20 protein-coding genes are annotated in these 18,932 nt (G+C 62.4%); 8 read left to right on the plus strand and 12 right to left on the minus strand.

What is annotated here, in order from left to right:
* Nucleotides 1-6 precede the first annotated feature (6 nt).
* The 8 genes from ACGYLY_RS13760 to ACGYLY_RS13795 all read right to left on the minus strand — a co-directional run bounded on the left by ACGYLY_RS13760 (nt 7) and on the right by ACGYLY_RS13795 (nt 7,807).
* On the minus strand, nt 7-276 hold the full coding sequence (locus ACGYLY_RS13760) for a CDGSH iron-sulfur domain-containing protein (protein ID WP_395281032.1): 270 nt from the start codon (nt 274-276) through the stop codon (nt 7-9).
* A 57-nt stretch (nt 277-333) separates the two neighbouring features.
* Nucleotides 334-2,133, minus strand: a complete 1,800-nt coding sequence (locus tag ACGYLY_RS13765; RefSeq protein ID WP_395281031.1) for a DEAD/DEAH box helicase — start codon at nt 2,131-2,133, stop codon at nt 334-336.
* 33 nt (nt 2,134-2,166) lie between these two features.
* Nucleotides 2,167-3,522, minus strand: coding sequence for a tRNA-dihydrouridine synthase (locus tag ACGYLY_RS13770; RefSeq protein ID WP_395284106.1), 1,356 nt, complete (start codon nt 3,520-3,522; stop codon nt 2,167-2,169).
* An 81-nt stretch (nt 3,523-3,603) separates the two neighbouring features.
* On the minus strand, nt 3,604-4,077 hold the full coding sequence (locus ACGYLY_RS13775) for a DoxX family protein (RefSeq protein ID WP_395281030.1): 474 nt from the start codon (nt 4,075-4,077) through the stop codon (nt 3,604-3,606).
* A gap of 107 nt (nt 4,078-4,184) precedes the next feature.
* Nucleotides 4,185-4,742, minus strand: a complete 558-nt coding sequence (locus tag ACGYLY_RS13780) for a thioredoxin family protein (RefSeq protein WP_395281029.1) — start codon at nt 4,740-4,742, stop codon at nt 4,185-4,187.
* A 55-nt stretch (nt 4,743-4,797) separates the two neighbouring features.
* Nucleotides 4,798-5,580 carry a class I SAM-dependent methyltransferase gene (locus tag ACGYLY_RS13785; protein WP_395281028.1) on the minus strand — a complete coding sequence of 261 codons (783 nt, stop codon included), beginning with the start codon at nt 5,578-5,580 and terminating at the stop codon, nt 4,798-4,800.
* Between the two features lie 126 nt (nt 5,581-5,706).
* Nucleotides 5,707-6,699 carry a glutathione S-transferase family protein gene (locus tag ACGYLY_RS13790; protein WP_395284105.1) on the minus strand — a complete coding sequence of 331 codons (993 nt, stop codon included), beginning with the start codon at nt 6,697-6,699 and terminating at the stop codon, nt 5,707-5,709.
* Nucleotides 6,700-6,952: 253 nt separating this feature from the next.
* On the minus strand, nt 6,953-7,807 hold the full coding sequence (locus ACGYLY_RS13795; protein ID WP_395281026.1) for an ArsR family transcriptional regulator: 855 nt from the start codon (nt 7,805-7,807) through the stop codon (nt 6,953-6,955).
* 214 nt (nt 7,808-8,021) lie between these two features.
* On the opposite strand from ACGYLY_RS13795, the gene ACGYLY_RS13800 reads away from it, so the two are divergent.
* Together ACGYLY_RS13800 and ACGYLY_RS13805 are read left to right on the plus strand one after the other, a co-directional pair.
* Complete coding sequence (locus ACGYLY_RS13800; RefSeq protein WP_395281025.1) at nt 8,022-9,206, plus strand: MFS transporter; 1,185 nt, start codon at nt 8,022-8,024, stop codon at nt 9,204-9,206.
* A 101-nt stretch (nt 9,207-9,307) separates the two neighbouring features.
* Nucleotides 9,308-10,441, plus strand: coding sequence for a citrate synthase (locus ACGYLY_RS13805; protein ID WP_395281024.1), 1,134 nt, complete (start codon nt 9,308-9,310; stop codon nt 10,439-10,441).
* A gap of 7 nt (nt 10,442-10,448) precedes the next feature.
* Here ACGYLY_RS13805 and ACGYLY_RS13810 read toward each other — a convergent pair whose 3' ends face one another.
* On the minus strand, nt 10,449-11,309 hold the full coding sequence (locus tag ACGYLY_RS13810; RefSeq protein WP_395281023.1) for a ubiquinol-cytochrome c reductase iron-sulfur subunit: 861 nt from the start codon (nt 11,307-11,309) through the stop codon (nt 10,449-10,451).
* Nucleotides 11,310-11,640: 331 nt separating this feature from the next.
* Between ACGYLY_RS13810 and ACGYLY_RS13815 the strand changes: the two genes are divergently transcribed.
* The 3 genes from ACGYLY_RS13815 to ACGYLY_RS13825 all read left to right on the plus strand — a co-directional run bounded on the left by ACGYLY_RS13815 (nt 11,641) and on the right by ACGYLY_RS13825 (nt 14,504).
* A complete protein-coding gene (locus tag ACGYLY_RS13815) occupies nt 11,641-13,116 on the plus strand; it encodes an ATPase domain-containing protein (protein ID WP_395281022.1) in 1,476 nt (491 codons plus the stop codon).
* The gene (locus tag ACGYLY_RS13820) at nt 13,113-13,481 is read left to right on the plus strand and encodes a response regulator (protein WP_395281021.1); all 369 of its coding nucleotides are present in this window, start codon (nt 13,113-13,115) and stop codon (nt 13,479-13,481) included. The genes ACGYLY_RS13815 and ACGYLY_RS13820 overlap by 4 nt, the downstream gene beginning before the upstream one ends.
* A 276-nt stretch (nt 13,482-13,757) precedes the next feature.
* Nucleotides 13,758-14,504 carry a ribonuclease H-like domain-containing protein gene (locus ACGYLY_RS13825; protein WP_395281020.1) on the plus strand — a complete coding sequence of 249 codons (747 nt, stop codon included), beginning with the start codon at nt 13,758-13,760 and terminating at the stop codon, nt 14,502-14,504.
* Nucleotides 14,505-15,064: 560 nt separating this feature from the next.
* Here ACGYLY_RS13825 and ACGYLY_RS13830 read toward each other — a convergent pair.
* Both ACGYLY_RS13830 and ACGYLY_RS13835 read right to left on the minus strand, forming a co-directional pair.
* Entirely contained in the window at nt 15,065-16,057 is a 993-nt protein-coding gene (locus tag ACGYLY_RS13830) for an MBL fold metallo-hydrolase (RefSeq protein ID WP_395281019.1), read from the minus strand.
* Nucleotides 16,058-16,139: 82 nt separating this feature from the next.
* The gene (locus ACGYLY_RS13835) at nt 16,140-16,739 is read right to left on the minus strand and encodes a hypothetical protein (protein ID WP_395281018.1); all 600 of its coding nucleotides are present in this window, start codon (nt 16,737-16,739) and stop codon (nt 16,140-16,142) included.
* Nucleotides 16,740-17,036: 297 nt separating this feature from the next.
* Here ACGYLY_RS13835 and ACGYLY_RS13840 point away from each other — a divergent pair, with 297 nt between their 5' ends.
* The 3 genes from ACGYLY_RS13840 (at nt 17,037) to ACGYLY_RS13850 (ending at nt 17,904) form a co-directional block, all read left to right on the plus strand.
* On the plus strand, nt 17,037-17,411 hold the full coding sequence (locus ACGYLY_RS13840) for a hypothetical protein (RefSeq protein WP_395281017.1): 375 nt from the start codon (nt 17,037-17,039) through the stop codon (nt 17,409-17,411).
* Nucleotides 17,412-17,448: 37 nt separating this feature from the next.
* On the plus strand, nt 17,449-17,637 hold the full coding sequence (locus ACGYLY_RS13845) for a hypothetical protein (RefSeq protein ID WP_395281016.1): 189 nt from the start codon (nt 17,449-17,451) through the stop codon (nt 17,635-17,637).
* A 78-nt stretch (nt 17,638-17,715) separates the two neighbouring features.
* Nucleotides 17,716-17,904 (plus strand): hypothetical protein, encoded by a 189-nt coding sequence (locus tag ACGYLY_RS13850; RefSeq protein ID WP_395281014.1) that lies wholly within the window; start codon nt 17,716-17,718, stop codon nt 17,902-17,904.
* On the opposite strand, the gene ACGYLY_RS13855 is transcribed toward ACGYLY_RS13850, so the two are convergent.
* The gene (locus ACGYLY_RS13855; RefSeq protein ID WP_395284104.1) at nt 17,870-18,514 is read right to left on the minus strand and encodes a uracil-DNA glycosylase family protein; all 645 of its coding nucleotides are present in this window, start codon (nt 18,512-18,514) and stop codon (nt 17,870-17,872) included. The genes ACGYLY_RS13850 and ACGYLY_RS13855 overlap by 35 nt on opposite strands.
* Nucleotides 18,515-18,932: the final 418 nt, after the last annotated feature.

Genomic DNA, 18,932 nt, shown 5'->3' on the forward strand with positions numbered 1-18,932 from the left:
CCGTCGTTATTCGCCGCTACCGCCGCCACTGACGCTACCGCCGTCGCTTCCACTATCGCGGTACACTATCTCCTCGATTATCCGTCGCTCGCCGTTTTCGTACCGGTAGACGGTGTCGCCCTCCTCGTCCCGCGTCGTGCGATGCGACCCGTCACAAAAGGGGTACTTGTCGGACAGGCCGCACAAGCAGATGGCGATGTTTCCCTTCTCGTCGTCGAAGTCGCCTTCGTCCACTTTGAGGGGACCGGTCGCGTCGTGTCGAACTTCGCGGACCATACTCGAACTCGGGTCCGCGCTCACTTCAGTCCCGTTGCCGACGGCCGGGCGGACCGCCTACTCGTCCAGCACGGTTTCCTGAATCCGGATGCCCTTCGATGCCAAGTGACGCAACTGCTGGCGGGCGAACTCCTCCTCGCGGGTGCCGCGCGTCGCCAGCACGTACATCCGGGCGCGTCCGGCGGGGCGCATGGTCCGCCCCGCGCGCTGTGCGCCCTGCCGCCGCGACCCGCCCAAGCCGGACGCGACGATGGCGATTTCGGCGTCGGGGAGGTCGATTCCCTCGTCGCCGACGCGCGAGATGACCAACGTATCCTCCCGTCCGTCGCGGAACGCTTGCAGGTGGCGCTCGCGTTCGGGGTGGCGCATCTCGCCGCTCAGGAAGGGGACGTCGAGGGCGTCCGCGATTTCGTTCCCCTGTTCGAGGTACTCCACGAACACCAACGCCTTCGCCGTGGGATGTTCCGCGAGGAGGAACCGAATCTCGTCCAACTTCGCGGGGTTCGTCGCGGCGATTTGGCGCTTCCCCCGGCCGTCGGCGCTAGCGTACTCCCCGTGATACGTCTCGTCGTCCCACCCGACGTAGCGGATTTCGACCTCCGGTTCCGCGACGAATCCGGCCTCGAACAGCGCGTCCCAGTCGGTGCCGATGGGCGGGCCGATGAGCGTGAAGATGTCCTTTTCCTTGTCGTCCTCGCGGACTGGCGTCGCGGAAAGCCCCAGTCGATGTTTGGATTGGAGGTTCGCGCTCCGGCGGAAGACCCGACTCGGAATGTGCTGGCATTCATCGTAGACGATGAGGCCCCACCGTCGCTGGTCGAACAGTTGCCGGTGGCGGTCCATTCCGGCGGTTTGGTAGGTCGCAATCGTCACCGGGCGGACGTTCTTCTCGCCGCCGTGGTACTCGCCGATTTGGTCCCGCGTGAGGTTCGTGTGGGTGAGCAGTTCGTCGCGCCACTGTGCGGCGAGTTCGCGGCCGGGAACTAAAATCAGCGTCTCCCCGGAGACGGCTTCGAGGACACCCATCGCGGCCACCGTCTTTCCGCTTCCCGGCGGCCCGACGAGGACGCCGGATTTCAGGTCCACGAACTCCTCGACCCATTCGCGCTGGTAGTCACGCAAATCGAGGAAACATTCGACGGGCAGTTCGTCGCCGGTTTCTAGCTCCCGGTCGTCCTGCACCGGATAGCCCGCTTCGTAGAGGATTCGCTTCACTTCGGCTACTTTGTCCTCTGCGACCCAACTCTCGTCGTCGGCTATCGGGGCGCGGAGGTGGCTCTCGTCCAACTTCTGGCGGGCGACGTTTCCCATCAGGTCGTCGCTGGCGGCTTGGAGGACGACGTAGCCGTCCTCGTGGGTGTAGAGGCGGAACTGCTTCGCACGCTTCCATTGCGCCTCGATAAACGACTCCACATCCGGCGACGGTTCCGGGAGCACCTGTCGGACGGTTCGCATAAGGTCCTCCAAGGACTCGTACGGTGCGGACCAGACGTCCTCCTGCCGAACCCGATAGCTGTAGCTTCCCGCCCGCGTCGTGTCGGTGAGGTGGGCGAACTGCGAGAGTTGCGCCCGCGTGAACTGCTCCGGTTGATCCGCGACGATTTCGCGACGCTTCGGAAACACCACGATTCGCTCGCGGTCGGCCAACCGCTCCCACTCTGTCGGGAACCAGACCACCGGGTCGTTCTCCACGTCGAGACGCGTCACGTCGCGCTCCTCGGTCAGGCGCTCCAGCACGCGGTTGGCTTCCTCGTGCGAACAGTCGAGGGCGCGGGCCACCTCGTCCGCGGTCAGCACCGGCCGCCCGACGTCCTCGATGGCGTCGTAGAAGTCGGAAATCTCGTAGTCGTCGGTCACTGCTCCGATGTTGGGTCCCGGGTCGAATACTCGTTACGACTCCTCGCGGCCGCCTAGGTCCCCCGGTCCGTCGTAGGCCCCCGACCTGCGGAGTTCGCCGCGCTTTTCGAGGACGCCGGGTGTGCGACAGACGCCGCGTGCGCCCGCCGCCTGCGGCACCGTGCAGTTGTTGCAGTTCTCGCAGACGACTGTGGTTTCGCGCGCGTCGTCGCGCGAGTTCGTTCCGAGAAGCCGCGCCGGAAGCCGCGGTTCCGCGTAAAACGGCCGCCCCATCCCCACGGCGTCACACGACCCGTCGGCCAACAATCGGTCGATTTGGGATCGGGTTCGAATCCCGCCCTCGGCCAGCACCGGAACCGACACCCGCGACCCGACGCGACGGGTGAACGGGCGATTCCACGCCGGGTCGAAGTTGTATTTCCGGGATTGAAGCCAGTTGAGGAGGGCAACGAGCGCGGCGCGCGGTTTGCTCCCGAACGCTTCCGAATACCCCTCACGGAACCGCTCGTCGCGCCACGCGCGGGCCGGGAACGCGCCGCGGATGATGCTCGCGTCCCAGAACACCGACGCCTGCACCGGAACGAGGGCGTCGAAGCCCACGTCGGCCAATCGCTCGCAGACCCGAACGCCGTCGGCGAGCGAGAGGTGTCGTCGCACGAACGCCGGGGCGGTCGTTTCGGCTGGTACTTTGGTCACGATGGGAACGTCGGGACCGACGCGCTCGCGAATCTCCTCGTACACGATTTCCAGGAATGTGGTACGGGCGGCGAGCGACCCGCCGAACTCGTCGTCGCGGCGGTTGTAGAACGGCGAGAGGAACTGCTGGACGATGCCCATGTTCGCCCCGGCGATGTGAATCCCGTCGTAGCCCGCATCGACCGCATACTCCGCCGAGCGGCCGAAATCGGCCGCGAGGTCGTACACCTCCGCCGTCGAAAGGACGTGCGGGTCGTAGTCGAGAAACTCGACGCCGTCTAGCAATCGAAGTACGGCGGGTGGCCGCGAAACCGCGAGTTGCCGCAGGTCGGGATGTTCGGCGCGATAGCCCGCGTGCCACGTCTCCATGCTCCGCAGGCCGCCGTGTTCGAGCTGGACGAAAATCCGGCTCCCGTGGTCGTGCACCGCGTCCGTGAGGCGGGACAAGCGCGAGACGAACGCCGGGTCGTGTACTCGTGTCATCCCCGGCGCGGCACAGCCACCCTCGCCGCGAACGATGGTCGCACCTTGACAAATCAGCCCCACGCCCGATTCGGCGGCGGGCTCGAGTTCCCGAATCAGGACGTCAACCGTCTCCTCGTCGTTGCCAGCACATTCGAGCAGCGGAGCGCGGTAGAGGCGATTCGGCAGTTCGACGCCCCCGATTTCGAGCGGGTCTTCGAGGTTGGCCACGGTGCTCACGGGTTCGTCGGATTCGCCCGTAAAGCTTCGTGGGGTCGGCGGATTCGGTCGAAAAAAGCGTCGTCCCGTCCGTCAGTTCGCCGTCGCCTTCTTCGTTCCCTTCGATTCTTTCGTCGTCTCCTTCTCCGCTTTCTCCTCCTTTGCCTTCTCTTTCTCGCTTTCCGCGATGCCGAGGAAGGCGAACGCCGCACCGAGCATGGCGGCGTTCTTAAGGAAGTGGTTCTGTTCGTTCTGTCGCTCCTGTCCCTCCTGATTCCAGAAGTCGTGCGTGAACGGGGTGACGCTGACGAGGAAGCCGATGGCGGCGCTGGCGGCGAGACCCGGGAGTTTCCACAGGCTGATTCCGACGCCGCCGACCACGAGAAGCCAGTGTGACGCCACGACGGACGCCTCAGGCATCGGGACGCCCTTCGATTCCGCGTACCCCGCCTGCGCTTCGATGTTCCGGAGTCCGGAGATTCCCATGTATGCGAGCAGACCGCCGTAAATCAATCTCGCCACTCTGAACCCCGTCGATTTCACCACCGTGTCGCTACGTTCTGCCATGGTTTACCCCACGACGATTTCTCACTTATAGCTGGTTCCCAAAATATTCGGTAACGCTCACGTCTGTGCGTGACACGAGTGTTACCGCCCGCCGTCAAATTTCGAACTCATTTCCACTTGATGGAACAACCGCGGGACGGCATGAAATCCAAGTCCACGTCCTCGCCCGAGAGGACGCTGTCGATGGCGTCGCGGATGTAGTACTCGGTGGCTTCCGCGTCGGGATTCAGCGCGTCGTCCAGTCGCCCGTGGTAGGCAAGCGTGAAGCCGTCGCCCTCGTTGCGGAGCAGGAACGGGTCGGGCGTACAGACCGCGCCGTAGGCCCGTGCGACCTCCTGCGATTCGTCGTGGAGATAGGCGTCGTACCCGATCGTTCCGTCCTCGACTCGCTCCTGCATGGCCTCGAAGGAGTCGTCGGGGTACTCCTCGGCGTCGTTCGAGTTGACGCCCACCACGGCCACGTCGTCGTACTCGTCCGCGATGTCGTTCAACAGGTCGAACTTCGCCTGCGCGTACGGACAGTGGTTGCACGTGAACACGAGCAACACGGCGTCGTAGTCGTCGAAGTTCGAAAGCGCGTACGTCTCCTCGTCGGTCCCGCGGAGTTCGAAGTTCGGTGCGGCGTCGTCGCGTCCGATTTTCTCCTCGGACTCTTTCATCACCATATCCCATCATTCCCGTCGAGCCTCAAAATACGTTCGCCGCCCCGCAAGGTCCGGCCTACTTCCGGCCGGATATCACGTTTATCGTCCCCGTTTGAGTGAACGGCTCCCCGTCCATCGCGTTCAGTCGGTCGGTGAGTTCCGACGTGAACGCCGCTTCCCGCTCGCCCAAGACGTCCGGCGAGCAGAACGACAGCGAGCGAAGGTACCCGACGATTCCGTCCGCGTCCCATTCGCGCTCGAACGCGAACCGCTCGACCGTTACGTCCTCGAACCCCACTTCGGCCAGCAACTCGTCCCACGGATCGTCGTACTCCTCGACCGGTCCGGTTCGTTCGGGGAGGGAAGCGTACTCGCCCGCAACCTCGTAGACTTCTTCTTGCCACCCTCGCGTCCCCTTCGTCAGCCACTCTTGGCCGGTGAGGAGCGCGACGCCGCCACCGGATTCGGTCAGGCGGTACAGCGTTTCTAGCGTCGGTTTTCCGTCCATCCAGTGAAACGAGCGACCCATGGTCGTCAGCCTGAACGTGCCGAGTTCCTCGCCGAGGTCCGTATCGGACCCGACGACGCAATCGACGTTTTCGCGTCCCGCCCGCTCCGCCCGCCGCCGAACGTGCCGGAGCATGGTTTCGTTCGGGTCCATCGCCACGACTTCTCCCGCGTGTTCCGCGAGCGGAACGGCGATTTGGCCCGCTCCACATCCCAAATCGAGGACGCGCGACGAGTCGCCCAACTCGAATCGGTCCGCCAGATACGCGAGCGCCGCCTCGTCGTATCCGGGTCGGTGTTCGGCGTAGTGCCGTTCCGTGCTCTCGAAGGGAATCGAATCGTCGGCGGTCATAGCTCGTCCCCTTTCGAGAATCTACGGAGGAATAAAAAACTCGATGTGCTTTTACGGCCCCTCTCATCGCCGTTCTCGTCGGTTCGATGTACTGAGACGGAACGTTGCAGATCGTCACCGAGCGGTTCAGCGTCGAACCGCTTCCGGAGGGCCGCCCGCCAACCGCTCCCGGTCGTGGTCCGACTCGAAGTCGAGTTCCGGGCCGACGGGGACGATTCCGGACGGGTTGATTCCCGTGTGGCTTCGATAGTAGTGTTCCTTGATGTGGTCCATCCGGACCGTCTCGGCGACGTCGGGCAGTTGCATCAGTTCCTTCAGGTAGTTCCAGAGGTTCGGATAGTCCACGATTCGCCGGACGTTACATTTGAAGTGCGTCGCGTACACCGCGTCGAAACGCACCAACGTCGTGAACATGCAGAGGTCCGCCTCCGTCAGCTCCGGACCGCAGAGATACCGCCGGTCGGCGAGCACCTCCTCCCAGTGGTCGAGCGCGTCGAACAGGTCGCCCACGGCCTCCTCGTAGGCCGTCTGCGTCTCCGCGAACCCCGCCCGGTACACGCCGTTGTTGATCGGTTCGTAAATCGCCTCGATGGTGTCGTCCACCTCCTCGCGGTACCCTTCGGGATAGAGAGTGACGTCCCGGTCCGCAACCGCGTCGAACTCAGTGTCCAGCATCCGCAGTATCTCCTCCGACTCGTTGTTGACGATGGTATCCTGCTCTTTGTCCCACAGAACGGGGACAGTCACGCGCCCGGTGAACGCCGAATCGGCTTTCGTGTACACGTCTCGGAGGAACGCCGCGCCGTTCACGCTGTCGGCGGTACAACCCAACCGGTCGGGCGAGAACTCCCAGCCGTCGTTTTGGCGATGGGGGTCCACGACGGACACCGAGATGTGGTCTTCGAGTCCCTTCAGCGCCCGCACGAGGAGCGTTCGATGCGCCCACGGGCAGGCGTAGGAGACGTAGAGGTGGTAGCGTCCCGACTCCGCCGGGAACTCGCTCTCCGGGTCGTCCTCGACCCACTCGCGGAACGAGGTCGTTTGTCGCTCGAACTCGCCCTCCTCGTTCGTACTCTCGTACGCGCCGGTTCGCCACTCGCCGTCCACGAGCATGTTCATGTCGCCCGATACGTTTTTCTCGGCCTTAGCGGTGCGGTTTCCCCACGTCACTTCCGGTTTCCACCGACGGGTCCACCGGGACCACCTCGACTGCGGTTCGGCCCCTCCGCGGACCGCCGATGAATAGTTTCGGGGTCTTCCCATCCAACCTGCCGGCTGTCTCTCTCGAAATATATCCGGATATATCTCTAGAAAGCTTTCCAGAAATCCTTTTAGCTGTTGCCTCAGGAATCGCTTTTCGCCTCGGATGCTTTCACTCGACGTCCCGAACCCGCATCCCTTCGTCCAGCGAGAGCGTCAGTTCGTCGTCCGCCAGTCGAATCGTCAGTCGAACCTCCGCCGGGTCGTCCGAGCCGAGTCGTGTGCTCTCGGCGACGTACGTCTCCATCTCCCAGTGCGGTGTCTCGGTGAGGTCGATTCCGTGGTCGTAGCAGAACGCGACCACGGCGGGATGGTCGACGACGTTCTCGACGGGCGTCGTCCGGAGGAAGCCACCGCAGCGGTCGCAGGTGTGCGTGATGTGAATTTCGTCATCTTCCTCCGTTCCGTCGTTCCCCGTTCCCGAAAACTCGTGCGTCACGGTACTCGCACACCACGGACAGACGCCGTCGCGGAGGAGGCCCACCGAGCGTCGCGTCCATGCGTCGAACGCCTTCGACCGGTCGCTGTCCGTCCTGTTTTCCAGACCTGCCCGGAGAAACGGCGCGTTCGATACCGTCTCGTCGCAGTCGGGGCAGCGAGCGTCGAACACTTGATGGTCGTATCGCAGGGTGAGCGGCGCGCCGCAGATCGGACACGCCGTATCGAGCGAAATCGGGGTCGCCGTTTCCGGACCCGTGACGCTTCCGAGCATCGCCCGATAGAGGGCGATACCTCCGGCGAGGTGCGTGTAGCCATCGTCGGTCTTTCGGACGAACGTCCCGGCCAGCTCGTTCAGGTGGTACTGAAACTGCCCGCTGTCGCGCATTCCCACCGCCTCCTTCAACTCCGTGAACGTCGCCGTCCACTCGGGCGCATTCCAGAGCGCGTACAGGATTTTCAATCGAGTCTCGTTCGCCAGCAACTGGAAGGCGTCCCACACCTCCGCGTCGATGTCTCCCGCGTTCACGGGATACGTACTACGGCGGGGGATTTCAGCGGGTCGCTTCGCCGTTCGAAAACGACAGAAAATCAACTGAAATAGCCTTCAACGAACGCTTTTCCCGTCGCGCTGTGTCCCACAGACCACGAACTCCGACGATTCATGGATATGATTTTCCCTTCCAAACCGTTCCACCCGACTCGCGTCGCCTCTCGAACGCACCGTCCCTTCGACACCGTCGATGGTCTCCGTTGACCGCTCCGTCCGTCGGTTCTACCTCTACCGGGGGCTCACTTCGGAGGGGTTCGTCTACCCCATTCTCACCGTCCACGCCCTCGCACAGGGTCTTGACCTCGCGGGCGTCGGTTTCGCCGCCGGGTCGTTCTTCGTCGGGACGCTCCTTGGCGAGGTCCCGACGGGCTATCTCGGCGACAAAATCGGTCGCCGGAACGGACTCGCCCTCGGTTCAGCCCTCATATCATTGACCCATCTTGGGTTCGCGTTCGCCGACTCCCTGACCGCGTTCGTCGCGCTCTGGTGTTTCTGGGGTATCTCCGCGACGTTCCGCTCGGGAACCACCGACGCGTGGCTGTACGACACCCTCGCCGACCACGGCGAAACCGGTTCGTTCATCCGAATCCACGGCCGGAGCGGCGCGATCTTCTATGCGGCCGCTGCGATAACCGCGCTCGCCGGGGGCGTGCTGTACGAACGGTGGGCACCGCTACCGTTCCTCGCGGCGGCGACTCTGACGGGCCTCGGGTCGCTCGTCATCCTCACGCTCCCCGAACCGACGGTCAGCGGTTCGAACGAGGGCTTTTCGCTCGCGGACGCTCGCGCCGCGCTCTCCCGCGTCGTCTCGAACCGCCGCGTTCGGTCGTTCGTGTTCCTCTCGGGCGTCGTCCTCGCCGTCCCGGAAACCGTCGAGGTGTTCGTCCAACCGGTCGCGCTCTCGGTCGGGTTCACTCCCGCGACGCTCGGCGGCCTGTACGCGGGGTTGATGCTCGCCGCCGCGACCGGGTCCTCGGTCGCCGCGAAAATCGGCGATCGGTTCGGCATCGACGGCTGGTTCACGCTCGGTCCGGTTCTGCTCGCGTGCGCTCTGCTCGGTGCCAGCGTCGTCCCCGTCGTCGCCCTTCCCGCGTTCCTCCTCTCCCGAAGTTCCAACACCGTGTCGGCGACGCTCAAGAGCGCGTTTCTCAACGACCGGGTCGAATCGCACGGCCGCGCGACCACGCTCAGCGGCGTCTCGATGATTCACGGTCTCCTCTTCTTCCTCGCCCGGACGACCGGCGGCGCTGTCGCAAACGCCACGACGCCGCTCGTGGCGCTCTCGGCGTTCGGGGCCGTCGCCGTCGGTTCGGTCCTCCTCTTTCGCTCCGTTTCCGATCCGTTCGAATCCGGCCGCCCCGTGGCAACCGACTGACTGCTTTTCGACGCAAAACTACCTGATATTCACGAAAATCCGTTCAGTAATAGGAAATATAGGGAGTATATATGGCTCGGCGGTCGTAGTTCATTCGAAGCATGACCGACCAACCGACGAACGAGGGACTGGAGAACGTCACCGTCGCGGAAACGCGCCGCAGTTACATCGACGGCGACGCCGGCGAACTGATAATCGGTGGATTTCCGCTCGCGGAACTCGCCGAACACGCGACGTTCGAGGAGACCGTCTACCTCCTCTGGAACGACCGGCTTCCGGACGGTGACGAGTTGACGTCGTTTCGCGCCGACCTCGCCGCGTACCGCGACCTCTCCCCCGCCACGCTCGACCTCCTTCAGGCGGCCACGGCGGACGACGCCGACCCGATGGACGCGCTTCGGATGGGCGTCGCGGCGGCGACCATCGGCCACGACACCGACCGCCCCGAGGACGAAGCCCGTCTTCTCGTCGCGCAACTGCCGACCATCGTGGCGGCGTACTGGCGACTCCGGAACGGCGACGAACCGGTCGCCCCCGACGGCGACCTCTCACACGCCGCGAACTACCTCTACATGCTCACGGACGAGCGACCGACCGACGCCGAGACACGAGGCCTCGAAACCTACCTCAACTCCGTCGTTGACCACGGTCTCAACGCCTCGACGTTCAGCGGTCGAGCCATCGTCTCGACGGAGACGGACCTCGTGTCGGCCGTTACCGGCGCGGTGGGTGCGCTGAAGGGACCGCTTCACGGCGGCGCTCCCGGTCCGGTGCTGGACATGCTCCTCGACATTCACGAGTCCGGTGACACCGAGGGCTACGTCGAGGAAAAACTCGACGCGGGCGAGCGAATCATGGGTTTCGGCCACCGCGTCTACAACGTCCGGGACCCGCGCGCCGCCGTCCTCTCCTCGGCCGCCGAGTCGTTCTACGAATCCGGCGGCGAACGCGACTTCTTCGAGACGGCGAAAACGGTCGAGACGACCACGACCGACCTGCTGGCCGAGCGACGGCCCGACTTGAGTCTGGCGACGAACGTCGAGTTCTACACGGCCGTCCTCCTCCACGGCATCGGGATTCCGTCGGAACTGTTCACGACGACGTTTGCCATCGCCCGCGTCGGCGGGTGGACTGCACACTGTCTGGAACAGTTGGAGGACAATCGCATAATCCGTCCGCGTTCGGCGTACGTCGGGGAGCGCGACCGGAGGTGGGTGCCGGTCGAGGACCGGTGACTCGGGGTTACACTTCCGAACTGGTCGAATCCGTCGGGCGCGGGAGTGCGACGTACGACAGTCGTTCGATGGAGAACGGGTCGTAGACGGACTGGTGACACGGACAGTAGATGTCGTTTTGCGCGTTGAACTTCGCGCTCGCCGGGTCGGCCTTGAACAGCGGCACACAGCAGAAGTGGGTGCATTTGTCGAGAACGGCGATGAACCCCTCCTGCGTGCTCGCTTTCAGCCACTCGTTGTTTTTTGCTTTCTCCTCGATTATCACGCTCCTGATGATCTGGACGGGGATCGTCCCGCTCGCGGGGACGTCCTGCGACCGCCACGTCGCGGAGGCTGGCTTTCCAAGCCCGGCCTTTCCGATACCGTCGCCCCACGTCTTGTAGTCGTCGAAATCGTCGATGTTGACCTTGTCCCCCTCCGAGGCCGTCTCGGACTGCCACGTGTACTGCGAGGCGGTGTAACGGAAGTAGTTGTCCTGGTCCGCGTCGGGTTTGATGCCGGGATACGTCTGGACGCCACAGTACTGGAACCACTGCGAGGAGTAGGTGATTCCACCCATCTGCTGTTCGGCGACGGTGACGGTGTTACTGCCTCGTTCGACCTGTTTCACTTCGGGCCAGACGCCTTTCAGGTCGCCGTTGGCGTCGATTTCGACCGGAATCTGGGGCATCCCGCGCGGTGCGGGTCCGGCGATGTTCTCCACGCCGTAGTATTCGACCGTCCCACCGCCCGCTCCCGACGGAGCGGTTGCGGTTTTCATCATCGCCGCCGTTCCCGTGCCGATTCCCGCCAGTGCCGCACTGCCGACGACGCCTTTGACGAATCGCCGACGAGAGGACTCTTCCGGATATTTGTCCGAATCAGACATTTTTCACCTGCGTGTCGCTCGCTCCTGTCAGGGTCACGGAACGAGCGTTCCACGCTATCGGTCGCGACTAAGTCCCCGCCGTTCTTTGTTATTGGTAGCCAATCGGTTCGTTGCCCAGTCCTTACCCTCGGACACCGATGGGTAAGTATCGACTTTCTATCACTTCCTTCCTTCCTCGCGGGGTTATCTTCTCGCCATCTGTTCTCTAGAAACTGTTATTTTTCGCTCCCTTTCGCGACAGGACTCCGAACTACAGCGTCGCTTGCTTGCGATTCGTTGCTTTCACGCCCAATAGAGATATATGTGTGTTCGAGCGATTATGTACTAGAGTATGACTCTCGGTCCACCAACGCGAATTTCGACCGGTGTCTCTGGACTGGACGAGATACTGCACGACGGACTTATTCCAGGACGGAGCTATCTCGTTCGGGGCGATCCGGGAACGGGGAAGACGATTCTCGGCATCAACTATCTCACCGCGAACATCGAGTCGGGCGAGACGGTGCTGTTCGTGAATTTGGAGGAGTCGAAGGACGAGGTCCGAGCGAACGCTTCGACCCTCGATATCGACCTCTCGGGCGTACATTTTCTCGACTTGAGTCCGGACTCGGACGTGTTCGTCGACGACCAGTCCTACGACATCTTCACGCCGAGCGAAGTCGAACAGGAACCGCTCACGCAGGCGATCACCGACCGGGTCGAATCCATCGATCCCGACCGGGTGTTCATCGACCCGCTCACGAAACTTCGCCACCTGACCTCGGGCGAGTACCAGTTCCGAAAGCAGGTCATCGCGTTCATGCGATACCTGAAAGAGCAAGGTGCCACCGTGCTGGTCACGTCGGAGAACACGGAAACCTCGCCCGACGACGACTTGCAGTACATGACCGACGGGACCGTCCAACTCGAACGGTCGGAACGCGGGCGGACGATCGAGGTGCCGAAGTTCCGCGGGTCGTCCATTCGGGAGGGAAAACACTCGATGCGAATCGAGGAGGGCGGTCTGGCCGTCTACCCGGAACTCATCACGAACGAGGAGAGCAGCGAGTACGTCGCCGAACCGATTCCCTCGGGCGTCAGCGAAATCGACGAACTGCTGCACGGCGGCTTGGAGCGCGGTACTGTATCGGTCCTCAGCGGTCCGACCGGCGTCGGCAAGATGACGGCCGGAACCCAGTTCATGAAGGAGGCCGCGAACCGCCGCGAGCGGTCGATAATCTACATGTTCGAGGAGTCGACCGAGACGTTCATGCAGCGCAACAAAGCCATCGGCATCCCGGTCGAGGAGATGATCGCCGAGGGGACGCTCTCGGTCGAGGAGGTAGAACCGCTCGACCACTCGGCGATGGAGTTCGCGAGGAAGGTGCGCCACGAGGTGGAGGAAAACGACAGCAGTATCGTGATGATAGACGGAATACAGGGGTACAAACTCTCCGTCAGTAGCGAGGACAAACAGACGTTGGTTCGGAAACTCCACACCCTGTCGCGGTACCTGAAGAGCATGGGCGTGACCGTCATCCTCGTGGACGAAATCGGCACCGTGACCGGCGATTTCAAGGCGACGGAGGCGGGAATCAGCTATCTCGCCGACAACCTCGTCTTCCTCCGGCACCTCGAAATCGCCGGCGAGATGCGGAAAGCCATCGGCGTGTTGAAAAAACGGACGAGCGACTTCGAGCGCACGCTCCGCGAGTTCCGTATCACCGAACACGGCCTCGAAGTCGGCGAACCGCTGATCGGCCTTCGCGGCGTCCTCTCGGGTGCTCCCGAGTGGGTCGAATCCGCACCCGAACTCGATGATGGATGACCGCTCCATCATTCGTGCTCGTCTTGAGCAGGAACGAGCGCAACCTCTCGCTCCTCGCCGACCTCGTTTCCGAGGAGGGGTGTGAAACGAAACCGGTCACGTCGGTCGAGGAGTTCGACGCCGTGTTACGCGGCGAGGCCTCGATAGCCGTCGCCGTCCTTGACACCGAGGGGTACACCGCCGACCTCTGGAAGCGCTGTGAGCACCTCCATGAACGCGAAATTCCCACCGTGATTCTCACTCCCGAGACGCCGCCGCACCTCAGACGCGAAGCCATCAGTCGCGGCGTTCGTTCCATCCTCGAAAAACCGGTCGATACGGCCGACTTGCGCGCGACGATACGCGGCATGCTCAATACGGACTGAGACACTGATGCGTTCATAACGTCGGAATCTACACACGTAGAAACACGGACATAGGCTGTCCATTTATAGGCGACACGCTACGCACCACGTCGTCGAACGAACGGCCGAATCGACTCCCGTGGCCGGGAACTCCACGTTTCCAGCACTTACGGGGAATGTCGAGAGCGGCGGTCAGCCGGTTTCAGCGTCCTCGTCTCGCTCGTTTCGCTCATCGCGCTGACGCTTCTCGTCCGCGAGAGACAACGCCTTTAACGCTCTCGGGGTATCCTTTCGCAAATGCGAATCGAGAACAGTTTCATTCCCGTCCGCGGGGTGGGTGAGAAGACGGAGCGGAAACTCTGGCAAAACGGCGTCGCTCACTGGGACGAGTTCGACCCGTCGCACGTCGGCGATGCGACCGGCGACCGCATCGCGTCGTTCATCGCCACCGCGAGCGAACACTTGGACGACGGTAACTCCGCGTTCTTCTCCTCCGCGTTTCCCAGCGGCGAAAGTTGGCGACTGTACGAGAACTTCCGTTCTTCGACCTGCTTTTTCGACATCGAGACGACCGGCTTGAGCCACTATTCGAGCGTCGTCACCACGGTCAGCCTCCATCGGGACGGCGAGACGAAGACGCTCGTCCGCGGCGACGATTTGACCGCCGATGCCCTCCGGCGCGAACTCGGCGAGTCGGATTTGATCGTCTCGTTCAACGGCAAGCGATTCGACCAGCCGTTCCTCGAACACGAGTTCGACCTGTCGCTCGACACGCCCCACGTCGATTTGATGTACGTCTGCAAACGCCTCGGTCTCACCGGCGGCCTCAGCGCGGTGGAAGCAGACCTCGACATCGGTCGCGGCGGCATGGATATCGGCGGCGAGGACGCGGTTCGACTCTGGCACCAGTACGAAGCGGGCGACGAGGACGCCCTCGACACTCTCGTCAGGTACAACCAGTACGACACGCAGAACCTCGAAACGATCCTCGATTACGCCTGCGAGACGCTCCACGACGACGTGTTCGCGCGTCACCTTCCCTGAATCCGAATCTACTCCGATTTTCGGCTCGTTTCGGAACGATTTCGACTTTTTCAGCTCCGTGGAATCGGTTTCCAGTTTCGAGTGTTCGTATCTCCAATTTGGCGCGTGCTGGCGAGGCGTTCCGGCCAGCATTCGGCCGGAACGCCTCGGTGAAGCGTGCGAGGGATGAGTATCGGAGGCCGGAGTTCCCGCGAGCGAGGGCAGGAAGACGCGGTTTGTCTTCCCGTGCGAGCGAGGGGGAACACGAAAGAGCGAGGCTCTTTCGGAGGCCGAGAAACGCAATCGGTTGGGGAGGGTGTGGCTTGCGAGGTTTCTCCGAAACCTCGAATGCGAACGGCAACGCCGTGAGCACGCGGTGCGGTTGTTGTATCTGGGTGAGACTTCCGAAAGTCTTCGTCTTTCAACTCCCCGCGAGGAACGAGCGGGGGCTGTAGAAGTCTACTTCCCAGTCGTTGCTAGGTCTCTAAAGACAAAATCATCTCGTAGCAAAAGTGACCGAACTATCCGAAAACTGCCACGACTGCACCGTTCCCTCTCGGTCTGGAAAAGGGACTTCCCGCTCACCGACCCGCTTTCATCCGTTCTTCGAATAGGGCGTCCAAATCCGGGGAGTCGACCAGTTCGTACTCGTCGCCGACGCGCTCGGCGTAGCCCGCTTCCGCGAGGTGCCGAAGGTGGGCGTAGGACTCGCCGGGGCCGTGGAGGAGGTGGATGCCGTCCAGTTCGCCGAACAGGTGGGACCCCATGGTCCACGGGTCGGTGGGACCGTTGTCCTCCAACACGTCGATGACGTCCTCGGCGCGTTCGCGGTGATGGGCGTAAATCTCGTCGGCGCGCTCCGCCGGGTCGAGCGGGTCGCCGTGGCCGGGCCACGCGCGGGTGTACTCCTCCGCGACGAAGTGAGAAAGCGTATCGAGGTAGGTGGCGAGCGGGTTTTCGAGGCGGACGTCCGCGCCGCCGACGTTGGGCGTGTAGTTTTCGAGGAGGGCGTCACCGCAGAACAGTTCGCGACCCGAGTCGCCGTCGAAGGCGAATCCGGCGAGGCCGGCGGTGTGGCCGGGAAGGTGGACGGCTTCGAGTTCGAGGCCGCCGACGTCGAACGTGTCGCCCGCGGCGAACGGTTCGACGGTGGGTTCGGGACCGTCGAGACGACCGACGTCCTGTGCGTGCTGGAACACCGGGGCTTGTATTCGCTCGGGAAGTCCCCACTCGTCGAGCAGACGTCGTTGGCGGGCCTCGATGGCGTCCCACGCGGACTCCGATTGGGCGACGAGCGCGGCGTCTTCCTCGTGGACGAAAACGGTGGCGTCGCTTCGCTCTTGGATGGTTCCCGCGAGTCCGGCGTGGTCGGGATGCCAATGGGTGATGAACACGTCGTCTATGTCGCCGATCGAACGGTTGTAGTCGGCCAACCCGGACTCCAACGAATCGAGCGTTTCGGGCTTCCTGACGCTCGTATCGATGAGCGTCGTGGGAGCGTCGGCGTCGGAACCGAGGAGGTAGATGCTGTTTTCCCCCTCGAACTGCGTGTTTTCGAGTCGAATTCGGTTCACACCCGTTTTTCAGAGCCGATGCTTATGATATTTTTTATGCTTATCTCGATAACGATAGGTTGCGTTCGCGTCACACCTCGTGTCATTCATCGTTCGTGAGCAGTTGTGCGAGCGACAGCGCCGCGAACGAAGCGACGATGAGGACGTTCCAGACGAGGTCCGGAACGACGGTGAGCGGTGAGACGCCCATCCACGTCGCCGCCATGAGGCCGACGCCGACTGCGGTGAGGACCCGGTAGTAGCGCAGCCATGGGATTTCGTCTTCGCTCTGGAACTCTTCGGTCGTCTCCACGTCGTCCGCGGGTCGTCCGTTAGCGTCGAGATACGGGTCGAACTGGTCGGCCAGCGGCCCGCGTTCGACGATGCCGCGACTCTTGTTGTATCGGATGATCCCCTCGCTTTCGAGTTTCGGCAGGTGGGACTGATACAGCGCGATGTAGACGCGCTGGCGCTCGTCGGATGTGAGCGCTTGGACGGTGGTGTCGTTTTCCCACGCCGCGACCTGCTCTGCGAGGTCGCGCATCTCGACCGTGCCGCCGGTGTCCTTCAGGAACCGAAGAGCGTCTCGGCGACGTTGTGTCTGGAGAATATGAAATATCTTGTCGCGCGAGAGCGGTTCGACTGATTCGTCGGACGCGTGATCGAACTCCTCTACCGCCGTCGAGTCGGAACTAACGCTCATCGTTTCGTGCCCTGGTATGCGGTGCTTTCCACGTGTGCCCGAACACTCGATCGGGGAGTTACGCCGTTACTTCGCACCGAGATTCCCCGTCGTCTCGGTAATCGGTCGTTTCGTTTCTCGCGTGCCATGTGGTTCAATATCTCCTGTCCATTTTATAAAGGTATTGGGTCTGTGTCGATGATAAAGCTCTAATTTATCTCCCGGTCACAGAACGGTACGTTCTTTCCCGCCATGTTTGTTTCGCCAAGGGGACGTTGTCGGGGTTTTAATATCTCGAAATGGAAGCTTTCCACGACGATGGCAAACTTCGACGGGAGGGAGTACAGGCGAGTCGTGCAGCGACTCGCCGGCAACGTTCGGGAACGAGTTGGGTCCGGAATGAGCATGCGCTCTGCTCTCTATCGGTCGGTCGGCGAATGCGTGGGGGATCTCTGGAACCGTGACGTGTCGCTTCGCGTCTGTGAACTCTCCGAGCGGGAACCGGAAATCGAGATGGTGACCGAGATCGTCGCCGAGGACGCGACGGAGACGCACGCCGACTACGAGGTGTTCGTTCGCGCGATGGCGTTTTCCGTCCTCGAACAGGACGTGCGTGACGTGGTCGAAAACACGGTTTCCGTTGAGCGGGAAGCCCTAAATCTCGGAGTCGACCGCCCAGAATGTAGCGATTAGGCGACACGTTTAGGCGCTTCCGTGTCGTGTTGATTCCATGCCCAGTAGCGCCCGTCCGGACGAGGAGTTCGTCTCCTGTTCCAACTGTGGTAAACTCGTGGACCTCTCGGAGTACCATCCAACGGTGGTCGTCAGACACAACGTCACCGCCAACCAAACGGAGAACCTAACGCTTCACTTCTGTAGCGAGGACTGTTTGGACGAGTGGACCGGTCCGTTCCCGTAATCCGACGATCGTGGTAAGCTCACCTTACCGGGCGAACGCTCAGCGTGTTTTACCCGCCTCCTCGCCGTCGGCAGCCGCATGGAGTTCGAACGCCCGGAATCGCGCTGGAAACGCGCCGCCATCATCGGTGGCATCGCGCTCGGATTTTTCGCCGCCTCGTTCGTCGTGCTTCCAGTCGCGCTCCTCGCAGTCGAGTTCGTCGCGGGAATCGTGGTCGGAATAGTTCGCGTCGTCATCGAACCTCGTACGGATCGGCGCCCGGCATGAAACGTCCCAAATCGACCGTCTGCTGGTAGTCGGAGGACAGAATTCCACTCAGCCGTTCCTGCAGTCGGTCGCCGTCGTCCGGTCCCCACTCGCGGGGGTCGCGAATCGGGACGACGAGGAAGCCGCGTCCTTTGATCTCCTGTGCGTGGAGCGCCGCCATGTCGAGACCGTCCCCGTCGGCACCCATCCCGTGTTTGTCGGCTTGCGCCGTGAACTCGCGGAAGACGTGTTCCGTCGCCGTCTCGCCGACCGGAAGCAGGACGTGTGCCGCGATTGCCCTGAGTTCGGCGTCGAAGAACCGCTCCATGTCGTCGTACTCCTTCTGCGTTGGCTGTCGCCCATCGGGAAGCCTGCACATGTGGAGATAGCTCATGAACAGGTTGGCGATGACCGGTTCGTCGCTGTACACGTCGCCGAGGAGACCCACCTCGTTCAACACCGGTTGGAGACGCTCGCCGACGATCCCGCCGGTAAACGGGACGTTCGAGTCGGCACCGCCGTGCACTCCCGGATGGTCGCCGATGAGATGAAAATCCGCGTTGGCGTCGCCGTAGCCGAATACTGCACAGTCCCCGTCGTGCGAACCGTTACACCGACAGGGTGGTCGCATTCCGAACGGATTGCTTGCCTGCTCTTCCTCGTGGAGCCACTTCACATTCTCAATAGCAGTCCCGTATGAAAAAGCGCGTCGGTACGTCGAACGCTTCGCTGGCGGTTCAACGAGTCTCTCACAGGAATTGACGGATGTACTGAAAACGGTAGATGCATTGAGTGATGCACCGAACCAGACACAGAGCTGTAGATTTTGACAGGCGCAAAGCCGTGATCATGTCGGATGCGACGTCGAACCTTATTCTTCCCCTCCCTTTTGGTATGTCATAGCATATTTTACGACGGTTGATTACTATTTAGTTCTTGTGGTGAAAATCGTCTCTGAGAATCTCATATGCAGTTTCCACTCCATTAAAAATGTTCGAACGTCGAACTACGGACAGAATAATTTCCAATTTTACTTTATCCGATATCGG

The sequence above is a fragment of the Haladaptatus sp. CMAA 1909 genome (genome assembly GCF_043952005.1).
In the GTDB taxonomy this organism is placed as follows: Archaea; Halobacteriota; Halobacteria; order Halobacteriales; family Haladaptataceae; genus Haladaptatus.